General features: G+C 31.6%; 20 protein-coding genes and 1 other annotated feature. Of the genes, 18 read left to right on the forward strand and 2 right to left on the reverse strand.

Features of this window, described 5'->3' with window-relative positions:
* Nucleotides 1–115 precede the first annotated feature (115 nt).
* From SBL15_RS04365 to SBL15_RS04420, 12 genes are all read left to right on the forward strand, one after another.
* Nucleotides 116–724, forward strand: coding sequence for an NUDIX domain-containing protein (locus SBL15_RS04365; RefSeq protein WP_107611721.1), 609 nt, complete (start codon nucleotides 116–118; stop codon nucleotides 722–724).
* A gap of 12 nt (nucleotides 725–736) precedes the next feature.
* Nucleotides 737–1,660, forward strand: a complete 924-nt coding sequence (locus SBL15_RS04370; RefSeq protein WP_107611722.1) for a hypothetical protein — start codon at nucleotides 737–739, stop codon at nucleotides 1,658–1,660.
* A 158-nt stretch (nucleotides 1,661–1,818) separates the two neighbouring features.
* The gene (tig, locus tag SBL15_RS04375) at nucleotides 1,819–3,123 is read left to right on the forward strand and encodes a trigger factor (protein WP_317955275.1); all 1,305 of its coding nucleotides are present in this window, start codon (nucleotides 1,819–1,821) and stop codon (nucleotides 3,121–3,123) included.
* 157 nt (nucleotides 3,124–3,280) lie between these two features.
* The gene (gene clpX, locus SBL15_RS04380; RefSeq protein WP_033080133.1) at nucleotides 3,281–4,543 is read left to right on the forward strand and encodes an ATP-dependent Clp protease ATP-binding subunit ClpX; all 1,263 of its coding nucleotides are present in this window, start codon (nucleotides 3,281–3,283) and stop codon (nucleotides 4,541–4,543) included.
* A gap of 217 nt (nucleotides 4,544–4,760) precedes the next feature.
* The gene (yihA, locus tag SBL15_RS04385) at nucleotides 4,761–5,348 is read left to right on the forward strand and encodes a ribosome biogenesis GTP-binding protein YihA/YsxC (RefSeq protein ID WP_317955277.1); all 588 of its coding nucleotides are present in this window, start codon (nucleotides 4,761–4,763) and stop codon (nucleotides 5,346–5,348) included.
* A gap of 170 nt (nucleotides 5,349–5,518) precedes the next feature.
* On the forward strand, nucleotides 5,519–6,865 hold the full coding sequence (gene hemA, locus SBL15_RS04390) for a glutamyl-tRNA reductase (RefSeq protein ID WP_107614160.1): 1,347 nt from the start codon (nucleotides 5,519–5,521) through the stop codon (nucleotides 6,863–6,865).
* 21 nt (nucleotides 6,866–6,886) lie between these two features.
* Nucleotides 6,887–7,699, forward strand: a complete 813-nt coding sequence (locus SBL15_RS04395; protein WP_016930842.1) for an inner membrane protein YpjD — start codon at nucleotides 6,887–6,889, stop codon at nucleotides 7,697–7,699.
* Nucleotides 7,700–7,729: 30 nt separating this feature from the next.
* Entirely contained in the window at nucleotides 7,730–8,662 is a 933-nt protein-coding gene (gene hemC, locus SBL15_RS04400; RefSeq protein WP_107611725.1) for a hydroxymethylbilane synthase, read from the forward strand.
* Between the two features lie 26 nt (nucleotides 8,663–8,688).
* Nucleotides 8,689–9,369, forward strand: a complete 681-nt coding sequence (locus tag SBL15_RS04405) for a uroporphyrinogen-III synthase (RefSeq protein ID WP_107613833.1) — start codon at nucleotides 8,689–8,691, stop codon at nucleotides 9,367–9,369.
* On the forward strand, nucleotides 9,359–10,333 hold the full coding sequence (gene hemB, locus SBL15_RS04410; protein WP_107611727.1) for a porphobilinogen synthase: 975 nt from the start codon (nucleotides 9,359–9,361) through the stop codon (nucleotides 10,331–10,333). The genes SBL15_RS04405 and hemB overlap by 11 nt, the downstream gene beginning before the upstream one ends.
* A gap of 22 nt (nucleotides 10,334–10,355) precedes the next feature.
* Entirely contained in the window at nucleotides 10,356–11,639 is a 1,284-nt protein-coding gene (hemL, locus tag SBL15_RS04415) for a glutamate-1-semialdehyde 2,1-aminomutase (protein WP_107611728.1), read from the forward strand.
* Nucleotides 11,640–11,719: 80 nt separating this feature from the next.
* On the forward strand, nucleotides 11,720–12,796 hold the full coding sequence (locus tag SBL15_RS04420; protein ID WP_107611729.1) for an AbrB family transcriptional regulator: 1,077 nt from the start codon (nucleotides 11,720–11,722) through the stop codon (nucleotides 12,794–12,796).
* Nucleotides 12,797–12,923: 127 nt separating this feature from the next.
* On the opposite strand, the gene SBL15_RS04425 is transcribed toward SBL15_RS04420, so the two are convergent.
* Nucleotides 12,924–13,478: a DNA-3-methyladenine glycosylase I gene (locus SBL15_RS04425; protein WP_317955281.1), complete on the reverse strand. Its 555-nt coding sequence runs from the start codon at nucleotides 13,476–13,478 to the stop codon at nucleotides 12,924–12,926.
* Between the two features lie 56 nt (nucleotides 13,479–13,534).
* Nucleotides 13,535–13,753 (forward strand) — a binding site (T-box leader).
* A gap of 43 nt (nucleotides 13,754–13,796) precedes the next feature.
* On the opposite strand from SBL15_RS04425, the gene SBL15_RS04430 reads away from it, so the two are divergent.
* The 4 genes from SBL15_RS04430 to radC all read left to right on the forward strand — a co-directional run bounded on the left by SBL15_RS04430 (nucleotide 13,797) and on the right by radC (nucleotide 19,291).
* Nucleotides 13,797–16,427, forward strand: coding sequence for a valine--tRNA ligase (locus SBL15_RS04430; RefSeq protein ID WP_107611731.1), 2,631 nt, complete (start codon nucleotides 13,797–13,799; stop codon nucleotides 16,425–16,427).
* Between the two features lie 11 nt (nucleotides 16,428–16,438).
* Entirely contained in the window at nucleotides 16,439–17,701 is a 1,263-nt protein-coding gene (locus SBL15_RS04435; RefSeq protein ID WP_107611732.1) for a bifunctional folylpolyglutamate synthase/dihydrofolate synthase, read from the forward strand.
* A gap of 192 nt (nucleotides 17,702–17,893) precedes the next feature.
* Nucleotides 17,894–18,589, forward strand: a complete 696-nt coding sequence (locus SBL15_RS12980) for a prepilin peptidase (protein WP_411861507.1) — start codon at nucleotides 17,894–17,896, stop codon at nucleotides 18,587–18,589.
* Between the two features lie 15 nt (nucleotides 18,590–18,604).
* Nucleotides 18,605–19,291 (forward strand): RadC family protein, encoded by a 687-nt coding sequence (gene radC / locus SBL15_RS04440; protein ID WP_107613701.1) that lies wholly within the window; start codon nucleotides 18,605–18,607, stop codon nucleotides 19,289–19,291.
* Nucleotides 19,292–19,698: 407 nt separating this feature from the next.
* Here the strand turns inward: radC and SBL15_RS04445 are convergent, their stop codons facing one another.
* The gene (locus SBL15_RS04445) at nucleotides 19,699–19,878 is read right to left on the reverse strand and encodes a hypothetical protein (RefSeq protein ID WP_053016712.1); all 180 of its coding nucleotides are present in this window, start codon (nucleotides 19,876–19,878) and stop codon (nucleotides 19,699–19,701) included.
* A 168-nt stretch (nucleotides 19,879–20,046) separates the two neighbouring features.
* Between SBL15_RS04445 and SBL15_RS04450 the strand changes: the two genes are divergently transcribed.
* Nucleotides 20,047–20,523, forward strand: a complete 477-nt coding sequence (locus SBL15_RS04450; RefSeq protein WP_053018225.1) for a DUF4930 family protein — start codon at nucleotides 20,047–20,049, stop codon at nucleotides 20,521–20,523.
* Between the two features lie 80 nt (nucleotides 20,524–20,603).
* Nucleotides 20,604–20,726, forward strand: coding sequence for a hypothetical protein (locus tag SBL15_RS04455; RefSeq protein ID WP_011275568.1), 123 nt, complete (start codon nucleotides 20,604–20,606; stop codon nucleotides 20,724–20,726).
* The last annotated feature ends 82 nt before the right edge of the window (nucleotides 20,727–20,808 follow it).

Raw genomic sequence — 20,808 nt, forward strand, 5'->3', positions numbered from 1 at the left:
TTTGTTTTCAAATAATTAATAATTGAAATTATAAATCGTTAATGCACCTTTATTTGTTCTTTGGTGATTGAGTTTGATAAAATGCTAATTAAGAAATTATTGTAAGGAGAACACTATGTCTAAATATGATGAGCAAATTATAGTTGTACCAAGAGATATCCTTTTTGAACAAGAGTCAAATGCTTTTAACGGCTTTTTAACTAAAAATGATCCACAAGGTGAAGCGATATTTAATACTTTTTCTAATTATGAAGTTAAAAGACGTGGAGATATGGAAGAAGATCCTTCATATAAACAATTAATATCATATTGTCTTTTAGAAAATGAGAAAAATGAAATATTAGTATACAAAAGATTAAGTGGTGGTGGAGAGTCACGTTTACATGGTCAATCTTCTATCGGTGTAGGTGGACACATGAATGATGTGATTGGCGCAAATTCTGTAAATGAAGTTTTAAGGGTAAATGCTCAAAGAGAGTTAGAAGAAGAAGTCGGTTTATTAGAAACTAATTCTCAGAATTTGGAATATATAGGTTTTATAAATGATGATACAAACGATGTGGGTAAAGTACATATAGGTGTAGTCTTTAAAATTAAAGTTAACTCAAATGATATTGAAGTACGTGAAACAGATACATTAAAAATTCAATGGTTAGAAAAAGAGCGTATTGATAATTATGATGAATTTGAAACATGGAGTGCATTAATTTTAAAAGATTTATAGGAGGGATACAACATGTCAGACATCATCCCTTTTCCAAAACTACAACAAAAATTGTATAAAGATATTAAATCATCTCATAACAGTCAACATTACGAAACGGTATATCAATTAATTGAAGATTATGAAGCACAATTTGAACTAGATGAGACATTAGCCTTAATTAAATGTGATATGTTATATCATTTGAATTCATTTTTGGAGTTAAGAGAAGAAGCTATTGTACTTTTAAAAAGAGGCATTCAAGCGTATGATGAGTTAATGTTATATTATATAAAGGCGTTAAATGGCTTAGGTCAGTATTATGAGTCTGTAAATGTTATCAATCAAATTATAGACGAAGTTCAAAGTCATAAAACAAGAATGGCGTTATTTCCATTAAAAGAATATGCTCAATCTCAACTCAATGAAGATAAACATATCACAAGTCAATCATTGGCTAAATTTAATACACTCAATTTGAATGAACAAATACAATTAGTTCTTAAATTAATTGATAATGGGCATTATGAATTTAAAGAAACTATAGCCTTTTTATTATCTAATGAGGTTGAGGCAGACAATTTAAAAAGTTTAATGTTAGAATTTTTAAGATTTGCTGGCTACAATACACCAATTAATATTAACAAGATGAATTATTCAGTTAACGTTATTCCTAATGAGCTTAACGGTTTGGAACATACTGAACTTAAAACTCAAGTAATTCCTCGAGTAATTGATAAGCTAGAAAATGGAGCACTCAATATCATTGATGAAGCAATACATACCATGAATAATCATGCTATATTACTATATCCACTCAATATATTCGATTTATACACCTGTGATGAATGGATTACTGGTTATGATGTTTACTTTAAATCAATGATTGGTATACAAACTAATGAAGATAATGTAAAAATATTAAATTTTATTAATAGTCTTGATGGTCAACTTTGAGCAAATTATTTTATATTGTTAAATTAATTCGTTAAAGTTAGATTATTGAATTTTAAAAGTGTTTTAAGCCCTATAAAAGACTGTTTGTGTCCGTATAGGACGTGTGCTATAATAGGGAAGTTGAAAAAATAAAAATGTAATCATGGAGGTATTTATACATGACAGCAACTTGGGAAAAAAAGGAAGGTAACGAAGGATTATTAAAAGTTACAGTTCCAGCAGAAAAAGTAGACAAAGCATTAGATCAAGCATTTAAAAAAGTAGTTAAACAAATTAACGTGCCTGGTTTCCGTAAAGGTAAAGTGCCTCGTCCTATCTTTGAACAACGTTTCGGTGTAGAAGCATTATATCAAGATGCAGTAGATATTCTATTACCTGAAGCTTATGGTGAAGCTATTGATGAAACTGGAATCAATCCAGTAGCTCAACCAGAAATTAATGTTACACAAATTGAAAAAGGTAAAGATTTTGAATTTGAAGCTACTGTAACTGTTGAACCTGAAGTTCAATTAGGTTATTACAAAGGTTTAGAAATAGAAAAACAAGATTCAGAATTAACTGATGAAGATTTACAAGAAGCAATTGACCACAGCCTAGGACACTTAGCTGATATGGTAGTAAAAGAAGATGGTGCTGTTGAAAATGGAGATACAGTAAACATTGACTTTGATGGCTATGTTGATGGCGAGCAATTTGAAGGTGGACAAGCAGATGGTTATGATCTTGAAATTGGCTCAGGCTCATTTATTCCTGGATTTGAAGATCAATTAGTAGGCGTTAAAACAGGTGAAGGAAAAGATGTAGTTGTAACTTTCCCTGAAGAATATCACGCTGAAGAATTAGCTGGCAAAGAAGCTACTTTCAAAACTAAAGTAAATGAAATTAAATATAAAGAAGTACCTGAATTAGATGATGAAATTGCAAATGAATTAGATTCAGATGCTAACAGTGTTGATGAGTACAAAGAAAACTTACGCAAACGTTTATCAGAACAAAAAGCTGAGGAAGCTGAAAATGTTGAAAAAGAAGAAGCAATTAATAAAGCAACTGATAATGCTACAATCGATATTCCTCAAGCAATGATTGACACTGAATTAGATCGTATGGTTCAAGAATTTGGTCAAAGAATCCAACAACAAGGATTAGATTTACAAACTTACTTCCAAATTTCAGGTCAAGATGAATCTCAATTAAGAGAACAAATGAAAGATGATGCAGAACAACGCATTAAAACAAACTTAACACTTTCAGCTATTGCGGATAAAGAAAATATTGAAGCAAATGATGAAGATATCGATAAAGAATTAGAAAAAATGAGTAAACAATTTAATATCTCAGTTGAAGATATTAAAAATACTTTAGGTAATACTGACATTATTAAAAATGATGTACGTATCCAAAAAGTAATTGACTTACTTAGAGACAATGCTAAATACGTTGAATCTACTAAAGAAGATAAATAATAATTCATTGTTAAATTAATAATTAAAATTTAAAGTAGCAGGTGCATCAATATATGTAACCTGCTACTCTATGTTTTAAGCATTTTAGTTGTTAACCATGAATTTGCATTTTAGAATGCTATCTAGTATAGTCGTTTAAGAATAGAGGTGTAAATGAATGTTTAAATTCAATGAAGATGAAGAAAATTTAAAATGTTCTTTCTGTGGTAAGGACCAAGACCAAGTTAAGAAATTAGTCGCAGGAAGTGGCGTATATATCTGTAATGAGTGTATCGAACTATGTTCAGAAATTGTAGAAGAAGAGTTAGCTCAAACGACTTCTGAAGAATTTACTGAACTGCCTACACCGAAAGAAATTATGGATCATTTAAATGAATATGTTATTGGTCAAGAAAAAGCTAAAAAATCTTTAGCAGTTGCCGTATATAATCACTATAAACGTATCCAACAATTAGGACCTAATGAAGATGAAGTTGAGTTACAAAAAAGTAATATTGCGTTAATAGGACCAACTGGTAGCGGTAAAACATTATTAGCACAAACATTAGCTAAAACTTTAAACGTTCCATTTGCTATTGCAGATGCTACAAGTTTAACTGAAGCAGGTTACGTTGGTGACGATGTAGAAAATATTTTATTACGATTAATTCAAGCAGCCGACTTCGACATTGATAAAGCTGAAAAAGGTATTATCTATGTTGATGAAATTGATAAGATTGCTAGAAAATCTGAAAACACATCAATTACGCGTGATGTATCTGGTGAAGGTGTTCAACAAGCCTTACTTAAAATTTTAGAGGGTACGACTGCAAGTGTGCCTCCACAAGGTGGACGTAAACATCCAAACCAAGAATTAATACAAATTGATACAACAAATATCTTATTCATTCTAGGTGGTGCGTTTGATGGCATCGATGAAGTAATTAAACGTCGCCTAGGAGAAAAAGTGATTGGATTTGCAAGTAATGAAGCGGATAAATACGATGAGGAAGCATTGTTAGAACAAATTCGCCCAGAAGACTTACAATCATATGGTTTAATTCCTGAGTTTATTGGTCGTGTGCCAATAGTTGCTAACTTAGAAACATTAGATGTTGAAGCGCTTAAAAACATTTTAACGCAACCTAAGAACGCTTTAGTAAAACAATATACTAAAATGTTAGAACTTGATAATGTTGAGTTAGAATTTACCGAAGAAGCATTAGCTGCAGTAAGTGAGAAAGCTATTGAGCGTAAAACAGGAGCACGTGGATTACGTTCTATCATTGAAGAAGCATTAATCGATATTATGTATGATGTTCCTTCATCAGAAGACGTAACTAAAGTTGTTATTACTGATAAAACAATTAACGATGAAGTTGACCCAGAATTATACGATTCTGAAGGTAACTTATTGAATGATAGTAAAACATCAGCATAATACAAGTTATTTAAGTTTGAATTTGCTCTGTAAAGATTGAGCCGAACAGTTGAAATAATTTTAAGATCCTATAAACAATTAAAGTTGGAGTGGAACATCGAATTCTATTAGAATTCTGTTCTGCTCCTTTTTTAATTAAAAAATTGCTTATTTAGATATAATGAAATATATATTATAATGAAACAGTTAAATTTAATTACAAAAGAGAGGATAATTTATGAATATTAATCCTAATAACATTGATTTGATTATAAGTGCTGTACAAGAGGCTCAATATCCTGATACAGGTTTATCTGAAGTGGCATTAAGTGGGCGTTCAAACGTTGGTAAATCATCTTTCATTAATAGTATGATTGGCAGAAAAAATATGGCTCGCACGTCGCAACAACCAGGTAAAACACAAACATTAAATTTCTTTAATATTGATGATCAATTAATATTTGTCGACGTCCCTGGGTATGGCTATGCAAAAGTGAGTAAATCACAACGTGAGAAATTTGGTAAAATGATTGAAGAATATTTGACTAAGAGAGAGAGTTTAAAGCTAGTCATTCAACTAGTTGACTTACGCCACAATCCTACTGAAGATGATATTTTAATGTATAATTACTTAAAACATTTTGATATACCTACACTTGTTATTTGTACTAAAGAGGACAAGATTGCAAAGGGGAAGATTCAAAAGCATATTAAAAATATTAAAGAGAAATTAGATTTAGATCCAGATGATACGATTATTAGTTACTCATCAATTCAAAATACAAAGCAGCAACAAATATGGGATTTAATTGTTAATTATTTATAATTATTTTAATCTAATCAGAGGTCAAACTTCTGTTTAGATTTTTTTATGGGATAAGTGTCAAAATTTTGACTTTAAATTAGAATCTTTCTAATTTGTTTGAGCAATCAACTTAAAATCATTAAATTATGTGTTATACTAACTGTATTGTTAGTATTTGGAGGGCGTTATAAATGCATTTTATTGCTATAAGTATAAATCATCGCACTGCCGATGTAGCACTTAGAGAGCAAGTAGCTTTTAGAGATGATGCCTTGCGATTAGCCCATGAAGATTTGTTCGAAACTAAATCTATTTTAGAGAACGTCATTTTATCTACATGTAATCGTACTGAAGTATATGCTATTGTTGATCAAATTCACACAGGTCGTTACTATATTCAAAGATTTTTAGCGCGCTCATTTGGATTTGATGTAGATGATATAAAAAATATGTCAGAAGTTAAAGTGGGGGACGAAGCAGTTGAACATTTACTGCGAGTCACTTCTGGCTTGGATTCAATTGTATTAGGTGAAACTCAAATTCTTGGACAAATGAGAGATGCATTCTTTTTAGCTCAAGACATTCAAACAACTGGTACAATTTTTAATCATTTATTTAAACAGGCTATTACTTTCGCTAAAAAAGCTCATAATGAGACTGACATAGCAGATAATGCTGTGAGTGTTTCATATGCAGCAGTTGAATTAGCTAAAAAGGTATTTGGTAAACTAAAAGGTAAACAAGCTATTATTATAGGTGCAGGGGAAATGAGTGAATTATCACTCTTAAATTTATTAGGTTCTGGTATTGATGATATTACTGTCGTTAATAGAACTGAAACTAATGCGAATAAATTAGCAACGAAGCACGGCGTAAATTATAATACACTTGAGTCATTACCAACTCTTTTGACTAATGCTGATATTGTCATCAGTTCAACAAGTTCGCCAGATTTTATTGTTACAAAATCTATGATTGAGTCGGTCAATCTTAAGAGAAAAGCTTCTTCATTATTGTTAATAGACATTGCGGTTCCTAGAGATATCGAACCAAATGTTAATATTAGCGAAAATATTTTCAGCTATGACGTGGATGATCTTAAAGGATTAGTTGATGCTAACTTGCGAGAACGTCAAATGGCTGCTGACTTTATAGCAAGTCAGATTCCTGATGAAGTCCAAGCTCATAATGATTGGGTAAATATGTTAGGTGTTGTACCTGTAATTAGAGCATTGCGTGAAAAAGCAATGACAATCCAGTCAGAAACAATGGACAGTATTGATAGAAAGCTACCTGATCTTAGTGATAGAGAACGTACAATCATTTCGAAACATACTAAAAGTATTATTAATCAAATGTTGAAAGATCCAATAAAACAGGCCAAAGAATTGAGTAATGATAAGAGAAGTAATGAAAAATTAGAGCTATTTCAAAACATATTTGATATTGATGCTGCAGACCCTTACGAGGATATTAAAGCTCGTAAAGCACAAAAAGAAAAAGAAGTTTCTATCCGTCACATCTTTAGTTTTGAATAAGCATATTAATATGGTGATAATATGCAAGAGACCCTGTTTATTAGATTTCATGAAATAATATTAATTATATATTTAATTAGTATTCTCTGTTATTTTATAGATTTCGTTAAAAAGAGTCATAAAATTAGAGAATTAGGAATTTATACATTAGGGATTGTTTGGATATTGCAAACAATCTCTTTGTCTGTTTATATCACTTCGCATAATGAAATTCCGTTGAGTTCATTATTTGATGTATTTTTCTTTTTATCATGGATAATTATATGTATAGCACTGGTTTTAAATGTAGTTAAAGTATTGAGTTTTTCAGTATTCTTTCTCAATGTTATCGGATTTATATTATTGATGATGAATACTTTTCAACCTGAACATTATTCAACAAATGTGCAACGCATTGCAGTTATAAATGAATTGTTATTAGTGCATATAGGCTTAGCGGTATTAAGTTATGCTCTTTTTGCACTAGCTTTTGTAAATTCACTACTTTATATTATTCAATACCGCAATTTAAGGGAGAAGAATTTTGATCAAAAATACTTTAGAATTGGTAGCGTAGCCACACTTGAAACGGTTGTGTTTTATTCATCTTTAAGTGGTTTCATTATTTTAATTTTGAGTGTTATTTTAGGCGCACAGTGGGGTGTCTATGCAATTGGACATAGTATTTTTGCTGACCCTAAAGTAGTACTATCTTCTATTATTACAATTTTTTACGCTATTTATTTACTAAGTCGAATTAATCGATGGTTTAAAACAATTTATTTAATTTACTTTAATATTATGTTATTTTGCTTATGCATGATTAATCTATTTTTTACAACACATTTCACTTAAATTTTCAAATGTCATTAGGAGGCAACATATATGCGCAAATTGGTTGTAGGCTCACGTAGAAGTAAGCTTGCCTTAACTCAGAGTCAACAATTTATAGATAAGTTAAAAGCGGTGGATCCAACACTTGAAATAGAAATTAAGGAGATTGTCACTAAAGGTGACCGCATCGTAAATAAACAATTATCTAAAGTGGGCGGTAAAGGACTATTTGTTAAAGAAATCCAACAAGAACTTTTTGACAAAGAAATTGACATGGCAATACACTCACTTAAAGATGTACCAAGTATCATTCCTGAAGGTTTAACACTAGGTTGCATACCTGATAGAGAAGTTCCATTTGATGCTTATATTTCTAAAAATCATATACCTTTAAATGAATTACCAGATGGTAGTATTATTGGTACGAGTTCATTAAGACGTGGTGCTCAAATTTTATCTAAATATCCAAACTTAGAAATAAAATGGATAAGAGGAAATATTGACACTCGACTAAAAAAATTAGAAACAGAAGATTATGATGCAATTATTTTAGCTGCTGCAGGACTTAGACGTATGGGTTGGTCAGATGATATTGTAACGACTTATCTGGACAAAGACATATTATTACCAGCTATTGGACAAGGTGCATTAGGTATAGAGTGTCGCAGTGATGATGTCGAACTATTGGAATTATTAAGTAAAGTTCATAATCAAGCAGTAGCGAATTGTGTTACAGCTGAAAGAACATTCCTTTCAGCTATGGATGGTAGTTGTCAAGTACCTATTGGAGGGTATGCAACTAATAAGGAGAATGGTGAAATTGAATTTACTGGGTTAATTATGACTCCAGACGGTACAAAGAGATATGAGCACACAGAAGTTGGTACAAATCCTGTTGCTTTAGGTGAAACAGTCGGCCGTGTTTTAAAAGAACAGGGTGCTTATGAAATAATCAAAAAACTAAATGAAGAACAAGCGCATTAAACCAAATTATTGAGGTGTAATGAAATATGAAACCAGTTGTAGTTATGACGCAATCGAGTGAATTTAATAGTGATTTAGTGGAAATAATGCATAAGCCATTTATAGAAATTCAATCACTTGAATTTGATACTCAAGTTTTGCATCATGATTATGACTGGATTATTTTTTCTTCTAAAAATGCGGTTCGCATATTTTATAAGTATTTAAATCAATTAGATGTTAAATATGTAGCTGTCATTGGACAGAAAACTGCCGAACTTTGTGAAGCGCTTAAAATTAATGTTGATTTTATACCCAATGACTACTCTCAAGAAGGATTTTTGAATCAGTTTAAAAAGGATCAACAAAGCATTCTCATACCAAGTAGTGCTGAAGCGCGTCCCAAACTCCAACATACATTAGCACAAAACAATATAGTGACTAAAATCGATTTATATAAACCTATTCCTAATGATAGGAATATTAGAGAAGTCATTCAATTGATAGAACATCACAAAGTTCATGCGGTAACATTTTCAAGTTCTTCTGCAGTAAAAGCGTATTTAAGGCATGACGTTCCTTGTGGTTTTGATAAGTATGTTGCTATTGGGGCTCAAACTGCTAACACATTACGAAAGAACGGTTTCAAGCCATTAATAGCTAATAAACAAACTTCGGAATCACTTATAAATAAAATTATTGAAAGTTGGTATAATAATGAAATTTGATAGACATAGACGATTACGCTCATCAGAGTCAATGCGTAATTTAGTTAGAGAAAACCATGTTAGAAAAGAAGATTTAATTTATCCAATATTTGTAGTTGAAAAAGATAATGTAAAAAGTGAGATTAAATCACTTCCAGGCGTTTACCAAATTAGCTTGAATTTATTAGATGATGAAATAAATGAGGCATATGAACTAGGTATTAGAGCAATCATGTTCTTCGGTGTACCAAATTCTAAAGATGACGTAGGTTCTGGTGCATATGATCATAATGGTATTATCCAAGAAGCAACAAGAAAGGCTAAAGAATTGCATAAAGATTTATTAATTGTAGCAGATACATGTTTATGTGAATATACAGATCATGGTCATTGTGGTGTTATTGATGATCATACTCATGATGTAGATAATGATAAATCATTACCTTTACTTGTTAAAACAGCTATCTCACAAGTTGAAGCGGGAGCAGACATTATCGCACCAAGTAATATGATGGACGGTTTTGTTGCAGAAATTCGTCAAGGTCTAGATGATGCCGGTTATTACAATATTCCAATTATGAGTTATGGTATCAAATATGCATCAAGTTTCTTTGGTCCATTTAGAGATGCAGCTGATTCTGCACCCTCTTTTGGTGACAGAAAGACTTACCAAATGGACCCAGCGAATCGTTTAGAAGCATTTCGTGAACTTGAAAGTGACTTAAAAGAGGGCGCAGATATGATGATAGTAAAACCTGCGCTAAGTTATTTAGATATTGTAAGAGACGTTAAAAACAATACAAATATTCCTGTTATTGCTTATAACGTAAGTGGTGAGTATGCAATGACAAAAGCAGCAGCACAAAATGGTTGGATAGATGAAGAACGTGTCGTTATGGAACAAATGGTTTCAATGAAACGTGCAGGTGCAGATATGATTATTACTTACTTTGCGAAAGATATTTGTCATTACTTAAATAAATAATTAATTTTAGGAGGATTTTGATATGGGTTACGAGAAATCGATTGAAGCGATGAAAATCGCTGAAAATTTAATGCCAGGTGGCGTTAATAGTCCTGTAAGAGCATTTAAATCTGTAGATACACCAGCGATTTTTATGGATCATGCAAAAGGATCAAGAATTTATGATATCGATGGTAACGAGTATATTGACTATGTATTAAGCTGGGGACCTTTAATTCTAGGACATAAAAACGAACAAGTTATAAAAAAATTACATGAGGCTGTTGATAGAGGAACAAGCTTCGGAGCATCTACCTTAGAAGAAAACAAACTTGCAGAATTAGTAATCGAACGCGTACCATCAATTGAAAAAGTGCGTATGGTTTCATCAGGAACTGAGGCAACGTTAGCAGCGTTAAGATTGGCTCGTGGTTATACTGGAAGAAATAAGATTATAAAATTTGAAGGATGCTATCACGGTCATAGTGATTCCTTATTAATTAAAGCGGGTTCTGGTGTTGCAACACTAGGATTACCAGACTCACCTGGTGTCCCAGAAGGTACTGCTAAGAATACGATTACAGTTCCGTATAATGATTTAGAAGCGATTAAAATTGCTTTCGAAAATTATGGAGATGATATCGCTGGAATTATCGTAGAACCAGTTGCTGGTAATATGGGCGTTGTACCTCCTAAGGATGGCTTCCTACAAGGGTTACGTGAGATTACAAATGACTATGGTGCGCTATTAATATTCGATGAAGTCATGACAGGTTTCCGAGTAGGGTACAATTGTGCGCAAGGTTACTTTGGTGTTACACCAGATCTTACATGTTTAGGTAAAGTTATTGGTGGTGGATTACCAGTAGGTGCGTTTGGTGGTAAAAAAGAGATTATGGACAAAGTTGCTCCAGTTGGAAATATTTATCAAGCTGGAACATTATCCGGGAATCCATTAGCAATGATGAGTGGTTACGAAACTCTAAGTCAATTAACACCTGAATCTTATGAGTATTTCCAAGAATTAGGTGATATCTTAGAAGAAGGACTTAAAAAAGTATTTAGCAAACATAATGTCCCAATTACTATAAATCGAGCTGGTTCTATGATTGGATATTTCTTAAATGAAGGCCCAGTAACTAACTTTGACGAAGCAAATAAAAGTAATTTAGAATTGTTCAGTCAAATGTATCGTGAAATGGCTAAAGAAGGCGTATTCCTACCACCTTCTCAATTTGAGGGAACATTCTTATCTACAGCACATAGTAAAGAAGACATTGAAAAAACAATCCAAGCATTTGATACTGCTTTAAGTCGTATTGTATAATGTTATGAAATAGAATGAGGTTAGGACTTTCAACTCGATGACGTCTTAACCTCATTTTTAATGAAAGAAGTGGCTGCATAATGAAAAATGTATGGATCAATAACTTTATTCTATTAGTAACTGCTATTGTTATAAGTCTGTTATTACATGTTGCGCACGTTCTTTTACCATTTATGTTCGGTCCGATTATTGCATCGATAATCGTCATTAAAGTATTTAAATTAAAAGTTAAATGGCCATTTTGGCTTAGTCAAATTGGATTGATTCTATTAGGGGTGCAAATTGGATCAACATTTACGTCTGAAGTGTTGCATGATATTAAAAATGATTGGTTGATAATTGTTGTTATTACACTATTACTAATAGTTTTATCTCTATTGATCGCCTTCTTTTTCAAAAAAATTGCAAGAGTAAACACTGAGACAGCTATATTAAGTGTCATTCCAGGTGCTTTAAGTCAAATGCTAATTATGGCAGAGGAAAATAAAAAGGCAAATATTCTCGTAGTGAGTTTAACTCAAACGTCTCGCGTTATATTCGTCGTGATATTAGTACCCTTAATTTCTTATTTCTTTAGTAGTAATAGTGGAAATGAAACAACTTCTATTAAATCACCTCCATTAACGGAAGTACTAAACTTATCGCAAGTAATACTATTAATGTGTTGTATTGCAATCATTTATAGTCTTATGGCTAAAGTCAATTTTCCAACTAAGCAATTATTGGCTCCTATTGTCGTATTAGTAATATGGAATTTAACTACACATCACACATTTACATTAGATAATTATATTCTTGCTTCTGCACAAGTGATTTATATGATTAGAATTGGATTGCAGATTGCCAATTTACTTTCCGATTTAAAAGGTCGAATTGCCGTAGCAATCATTTATCAAAATGTCTTTCTAATCATTGGTTCATTTATCATGGTATATATTGTGCACATATTTACAAATAATAATATTAATGAGTTGTTTTTGGGTGGAGCGCCAGGAGGAATGAGTCAAATTGTTTTAGTTGCTATGGCAACTGGGGCAGATGTGGCTATGATTTCTAGTTTCCACATATTTAGAATCTTTTTTATTTTATTTGTAGTAGCGCCTATCATTGGCTTTTTCTTACGTGGCGGTATATCAAAATTTAATCAAAAAAGATAGGTTGTGTCATGTAAAGTTTAAGCGTTAGTAACTCTAATATTAAAGAGGGTTGATAAAACCTTCTACTTACAATTACTTTTCGACTTATTTCTTAAATTGCACTCTATGACACAACCTACATAAATTTTTATGAAGGTTTAGAAGGACATCCTTTCAAATGGGCATCATATAAACCTGCCGCTTCTAAAAATGAAAAAACAGTTACTGGTCCTAAAAATTTAAAACCATATTTTTTTAAGTCTTTAGATAATTGCTTAGCACGATCATCAACAGTAATTCTTTCTGAGGCAGTCGTATAGTTCAAATCTATAGGTTGATGATTAACATAGGACCAAAGGAAATTACTAAAACTACCAAAGTCCTTTTCTATTTCAAAATAACCTTGTGCTTGTGATACAATCGCTTCTAACTTTTTACGATTATGAACAATGTTAGGAAATTCCATTAAATCATCAATATCTTTCGAAGACATCTGAGCAATTTTGCTTGGCTCAAAGTTGTGAAATGCTTGTTCATAAGATTGTTTCTTTTTTAAAATGGTTAGCCAAGATAACCCAGCATGTTGAGATTCTAAAGCCATTAATTTAAATAAGGCTTTGCTATCATATATAGGTTGACCCCAAACATTGTCATGATAATCTAAGTAAGTCGAGTCTTTTGTGCTAAATGCACATTCATTCATAAATATACCTCCAAGAGATTGACTTATCACGATTTCCATTATACTATAATTAAGTAATGAAATATATTATTGGGAAGAGTAAGTTTGAATGATAGCACAGAGAGCATATGGTCGGTGTAAATATGTATAACATTCAATCTGAAGGTAGCCCACTTGAACTTTTATTGAACCATTTATTAGTAGATAAAAGCGTGTTTGAGCGTTAATCAAATTAAGTGCAAGTATATTAATTTTTACTTGAATTTAGGTGGTACCACGGAACATCCGTCCTATATTATTTAGGAGGATGTTTTTTTAATTATTAGGAGGTTTTAATCGATGAATATGGAGCCTAAGTATAATCCACGCGAAGTTGAGGCTGGGCGTTATGAAGAATGGGTAAAGAATGATTATTTCAAACCCTCAGAAGACAAATCAAAAGAGACATATACAATTGTAATTCCACCACCCAATGTGACAGGGAAATTACACCTTGGACATGCGTGGGATACAACTTTACAAGATATTATTACGCGTATGAAACGTATGCAAGGGTATGACACACTTTATCTACCTGGTATGGACCATGCAGGTATTGCTACTCAAGCAAAAGTAGATGCTAAATTAAAAGAACAAGGCATTTCTCGTCATGATATCGGACGTGAGAAGTTCCTAGAACACGCTTGGTCATGGAAAGAAGAATATGCGTCATTTATACGCCAACAATGGGCTAAATTAGGTTTGGGTCTAGATTATAGCAGAGAGCGTTTTACTTTAGATGATGGGTTAAGTAAAGCAGTAAGAAAAGTCTTCGTTGACTTATACAATAAAGGCATTATTTATCGTGGTGAACGTATTATTAACTGGGATCCTGAAGCTAGAACGGCTTTATCAGATATTGAAGTAATTCATGAGGATGTGCAAGGTCATTTCTATCATTTTAAGTATCCTTACGCTGATGGTGATGGCTATATTGAAATTGCGACAACAAGACCTGAGACAATGTTAGGAGACACTGCCATAGTTGTTAATCCTAATGATGATCGCTATAAAGATGTAATTGGTAAGAAAGTTATATTACCAATTGTTGGTCGAGAGTTACCGATATTAGCTGATGAGTATGTTGATATTGATTTTGGTAGTGGTGCTATGAAAGTAACGCCTGCACACGATCCAAATGATTTTGAGATTGGTCAACGACATAGTTTAGAGAACATTATTGTCATGGATGAAAATGGTAAAATGAACGATAAAGCTGATAAATATGCTGGATTAGATCGATTCGAATGTCGTAAACAATTGGTTGAAGATTTAAAAGCGCAAGATCTAGTCATTAAGATTGAAGAGCATGTTCATTCAGTTGGTCATTCTGAACGCTCAGGTGCTGTTGTTGAACCTTACTTATCAACGCAATGGTTTGTAAAAATGAAACCATTAGCGCAACGTTCACTTGATAATCAAAAAACTGATGATCGTATCGATTTTTATCCACCACGTTTTGAGAACACTTTCAATCGTTGGATGGAAGAAATTAGAGACTGGACAATTTCAAGACAATTATGGTGGGGTCATCAAATACCTGCTTGGTACCATAAAGAAACTGGTGAAATTTATGTTGGTGAAGAAGCACCTAAAGATATTGATAATTGGGTACAAGATGAAGATGTTCTAGATACTTGGTTTTCTAGTGCATTGTGGCCATTTTCAACTTTAGGTTGGCCGAATATCGATGCAGATGATTATAAACGTTACTATCCAACTAATGCACTTGTAACTGGATATGACATTATTTTCTTCTGGGTTGCAAGAATGATATTCCAAGGTCTTGAATTCACTGACAGAAGACCATTCAATGATGTTTTACTTCATGGTTTAGTTCGAGCTGAAGACGGTCGAAAAATGAGTAAATCTTTAGGTAATGGTGTAGATCCTATGGATGTAATTGAAGAATATGGAGCAGATAGCTTAAGATATTTCTTGGCAACAGGATCATCACCTGGTCATGACTTACGTTATTCTACTGAGAAAGTAGAGTCTGTTTGGAATTTCATTAATAAAATATGGAACGGTGCGCGTTTTAGCTTAATGAATATAGGTGATGAATTTAAATTTGAGGATATCGATCTAACTGGAAACCTTTCATTAGCGGATAAATGGATCTTAACTCGTTTAAATGAGACGATTGAAACAGTTACTAATTTAAGTGAAAAGTATGAGTTTGGAGAAGTTGGCCGTGCGCTATATAATTTCATTTGGGACGAGTTCTGTGATTGGTATATTGAAATGAGTAAAATACCAATGAATGGTGAAGATGAAGCACAAAAACAAACAACACGTTCTGTTTTAAGTTATACACTAGATCAAATTATGAGAATGTTACATCCGTTTATGCCTTTTGTTACTGAGAAGATATGGCAAAGTCTTCCACATGAAGGTGAAACGATTGTGAAAGCATCATGGCCAAAGGTTAGGGAAGAGCTTGTATTTGAAGAAAGTAAGCAAACGATGCAACAATTAGTTGAAATTATCAAATCTGTAAGACAATCTCGTGTTGAAGTAAATACGCCACTTTCTAAAGCTATACCTATTTACATTCAAGCCAAAGATGAAAATATTAAAGCAACACTAATTGAAAATGAAGATTATATTCATAAATTCTGTAATCCTAGTGAATTAACGATTGATACACATATTGATATTCCTGAAAAAGCAATGACTGCAGTAGTCATCGCTGGTAAAGTTATATTACCTTTAGAAGGTCTAATTGATATGGATAAAGAAATTGCACGCTTAGAAAAAGAATTAGATAAATTACAAAAAGAACTTGATCGTGTTGATAAAAAATTATCTAATGAAAATTTTGTTAATAAAGCGCCTGAAAAAGTTATCAACGAAGAAAAAGAAAAACAACTACGTTATCAAGAAAAATATGATGGTGTGAAAAACAGAATTGAACAATTAAAAGCATAGGAGAATCGCCAATGAATTACCTAGAGAGTTTGTATTGGATACATGAGAGAACTAAATTTGGTATCAAACCTGGTGTAAAACGTATGGAGTGGATGCTAGATCGTTTGAATAACCCTCAATTAAATATTAGAGGCATACATGTTGGTGGTACAAATGGTAAAGGCTCAACTGTAGCTTACATTAGAGCCGCTTTAGTGGAAAATGGTTATGAGGTAGGAACGTTTACTTCTCCATTTATTGAAACTTTTAATGAAAGAATTAGCCTAAATGGACTTCCAATTACAAATGACGAGATTGTTGAATTAGTCGAAATAGTTAAACCAATTAGTGAAGCTTTAGAGCAGGAAACAGAACTAGGTGGTGCTACTGAGTTTGAAATTATTACAACAATGATGTTTGTATACTTTGGACAAATTCACCCCGTTGATTTTGTTGTAGTTGAAGCGGGGTTAGGTATAAAAAATGACTCCACTAATGTGTTTAACCCAATTCTCTCAGTACTTACAAGTATTGGATTAGATCATACTGATATTTTAGGTAACACTTATTTAGATATTGCAAAAGACAAAGGTGCCATTATTAAACCTAATATACCTGTGATTTATGCTGTTAAAAATGAGGTAGCATTAAAATATATTAGAGACCTAGCTGAAAGTAGTGAGGCTAAACCAATTGAATTAGACCGTGAGATTGTGGTTGTTTCACAAGACGATGAATTTACTTATCGTTATAAGGACTATGAGCTGGAAACAATTATTTTAAACATGCTTGGTGAACATCAAAAAGAAAATGCAGCGCTTGCAATCACTGCATTGATTGAGCTATATGAACAAGAAATTATTACGTTAGATTTTAATAAGATGATTGATGCTATTGAGAGTGTTAGTTGGACTGGTCGTATTGAACAAGTAAAAGAGAATCCATTAATCATTATAGATGGAGCCCACAATAACGAAAGTATTGAAGCTTTAATTGATACGATTAAGAATTATTATGATAACGAAAAAATGGACGTTCTTTTCTCGGCAATAAAAGGTAAACCAGTGCATGGCATGCTTAATAAACTTGAAGAGATCTCAAATCACCTATATTTCACTGAATTCGATTTCCCTAAAGCATTGACCAAAGATGAGTTGTCAGAACAAGTAAATTTAGAGCATATTGAATTTATTGATGATTATGTTTCTTTTATAAAAAATTATGAAGGCAATGGGTTATTAATTACAGGTAGTTTATATTTTATAAGTGAAGTAAAAAGTAAAACTGAATTTTAAATTTGAAATAGTATATCCCCGAGTCATTTAGGCTAACGTTGTACCTAAATGACTCGGGGATATTTGATTATCACTAAATTTTAGTTATTGATAATGAGAATAACATTTTTCTTAAATACTATTATATATTTATAAAATAAATAACATAACTCATTTACTTTCAAGGTGAAATAGTTATAATTAGTTTAGGTGATGCTAGTGTTATTAATATCTTATGTTTGTAGTGTTTTGTTTAGTTTTTTATACCATCTTACCAATACGAACAGTTTGAATTTGAATTATCTGGTTAGGCGTTCCAAGTGTGATCATTGCGGTCGTAAATTAGGTTGGTTCGAATTAATACCTATATTTAGCTTTTTTATTTTAAAAGGAAAATCTCATTGTTGTAGTCGAAAGTTAAAACGTCATTATATTTTTGGGGAATGCTTAGCCTTCTTAATTATCCCTTTAGTAATTAATTTTGATACTAATGTACACTTCTCTCTGTTTATTACTACTTATTTATTTCTTCTTACAATGGCATTATATGACCTTCAAACGTTAACAATTAATATAGTCATGATAATTCTATATACTATTGTATGTGCAAAAATCACGATAATTTATTTTTCAACTTTTATATTCTTCACTTTAATATTTCATCTATACTATTTTCTTTTTCCAAGACAAATAGGATATGGTGATATATTACTTTTAAGTATCTTATCTTGTTTTTTCCCTTATCACTTTTATTTGATATTTCTCCTTTATACGCTATTAATCGCTATTATAGTTTCTTCAATTTTATTAATAATGAAACAGCAAACTTATATTCCATTTGTACCATTCATGTTTATTGGTTTTATGATGACAAATTATTTATACCAGAACACGCTATTATACATTTAGAAAGGTTGATCTAGTTTGAGAATTAAAAGTATGGCAAAGTCTGAATTACCTAGAGAGCGTCTTATTCACAATGGAGCAAAAAGTTTATCCAATAGTGAGTTATTAGCAATTCTTATAAATACAGGAAGACACGGATTTTCAAGTTTAGATATTGCTAATGAATTAATGATTAGCTTTAATGGTTTGAAAGAACTAAAACATTTATCGATTAATGATTTAACTACAATTAAAGGAATTGGACTCTATAAAGCAGTCATCCTTAAAGCTGCTTTTGAATTAGGTGAAAGAATGTATGCTAGAGATTTTAATGAAAAAGTTAAGATAACATCACCAAGTGATGTATCTAATATTATGATGTCAAAAATGAAAGATTTGACGCAAGAACATTTTGTAGTACTTCTATTAAACTCTAAAAATATTGTGATAAAAGAAGAAACGATTTATAAAGGGACATTAAATTCTTCAGTAATACATCCACGTGAAGTTTTCAAAGCAGCTATTAGAGCATCTAGTAATGCGATTATAGTTTTACATAATCATCCTTCTGGCGATGTCACACCTTCTAAAGAAGATATAGAAACAACAATTAGGTTAAAGGAATGTGGTGAATTACTAGGAATTCAAGTCCTTGATCATATAATTATTGGTGATCAAAAATATGCTAGTTTAGTAGAAGAAGGTTACTTTGACTTGAGTAATTAAGGGTATTATTTGTTTAAAATATTAGTAATCTTGTATAATTATGGTTGAAAAATTTTATAGAGGTGTATTATGACATTATTTTTAATAATAGGAATTTTGATACCAGTAGTTTATGTTCTAAGACTTACTATTAAAGAACATACAATTGGACTCAAAGAAATGTTCACGACAATTATATTATCTATGATGGGGATTGTCATATTTACTGTGATAGGTGTACTGATTAGCAGTCAAAATATTAATATAGCATCATTAATCTTTGCCTCGCTAATTACTGGGGTAATATGGGGACTATTATTATCTGGTGTATATAAATTATTTAACTATCTGACACATACATTTAAAAAATAAAACTAGCCATTGCAATATCAATCCTACAAGAATTGAGACTTGGCTAGTTTAATAATTTATTGAATATAGGCTGAAAGTACTTGGAAATTTTCCATAATCCAAAGTATGCCTTGATATCCTAAATATAATCCTAATACTATTAAGGCTGCAGATATTATAAATCTAAGAATTGCAAACCCAACTCTAAATAACAATATCACAAGTAATGCAATTAAAATGATACTTACAATACTCATTATCAACACTCCTCATGAATATCCATAAACGATAATATAACCTTATTATAAAGCATCCAGGATTAATTTGGAATCATACTTTAGTACAGAGCATTATCATGCTAAAGACTGATGTTGATATAATGTTGTTCTATTATAATGATAAAGATTACTATTGGAGGGTATTTAATGCGGTTTTTTCTTAGTATTATAAAAAATATTATTGCAGTTATAGCTATTATTTGTATTATATATTTTGCATTAAAATACGCACCATTTCTAAGGGACCAAGATTGGAATCCGATAAATCATTCTATAAACAATGAGCAGTTGAATAACTCACCAAACAATTTAGATCGTCCTCATAACATATCAACAAATGGTAAGCGTTATGTGCTTGAGGATAATGATATTTTACAAAATATCCCGGCAAGTCAAACTAGAAATGTATTTAAATACATAGATAAGAAAGAGTTTATGGCGGTATCAGGCTTAGGAAGAATGGGATATAATGACAATTACATTGCTGGACAACGTAATGACGAATTCATTATTTATAAATTTGGTAGTGATCAGATAAAAGTATATCGAACTGAAATAGAAATGGAACAAGATTTGAATGCACTTGGTCAATATATTGAATTAAAGCCTTTTGATGCATATTAATTAAGTTTTCATAATTGAACTAGTTTATTTTCTACGTTATGGTTAAGTTATAAACTATATTTCAAAGGTTGGTGTGATACATGTCTGAACAATCTAAAGAAAAACAAGCAAATGAACAAGCAAAAGCACAAAATCTTTTCGCTAAATGGAGAAAAGATGAAAAACTTTATAGTGACGATGATAAAAAGGATAAAGATAAATAACTAAATTGAGTTCATACTGAGTTTATTAAGATTAGGTACCACTAGCTATTTGACGCATTGCGTAATAGTTGTGCTATCTAAT

Source organism: Staphylococcus sp. NWU MKU2 (assembly GCF_033283605.1).
In the GTDB taxonomy this organism is placed as follows: domain Bacteria; phylum Bacillota; class Bacilli; order Staphylococcales; family Staphylococcaceae; genus Staphylococcus; species Staphylococcus haemolyticus.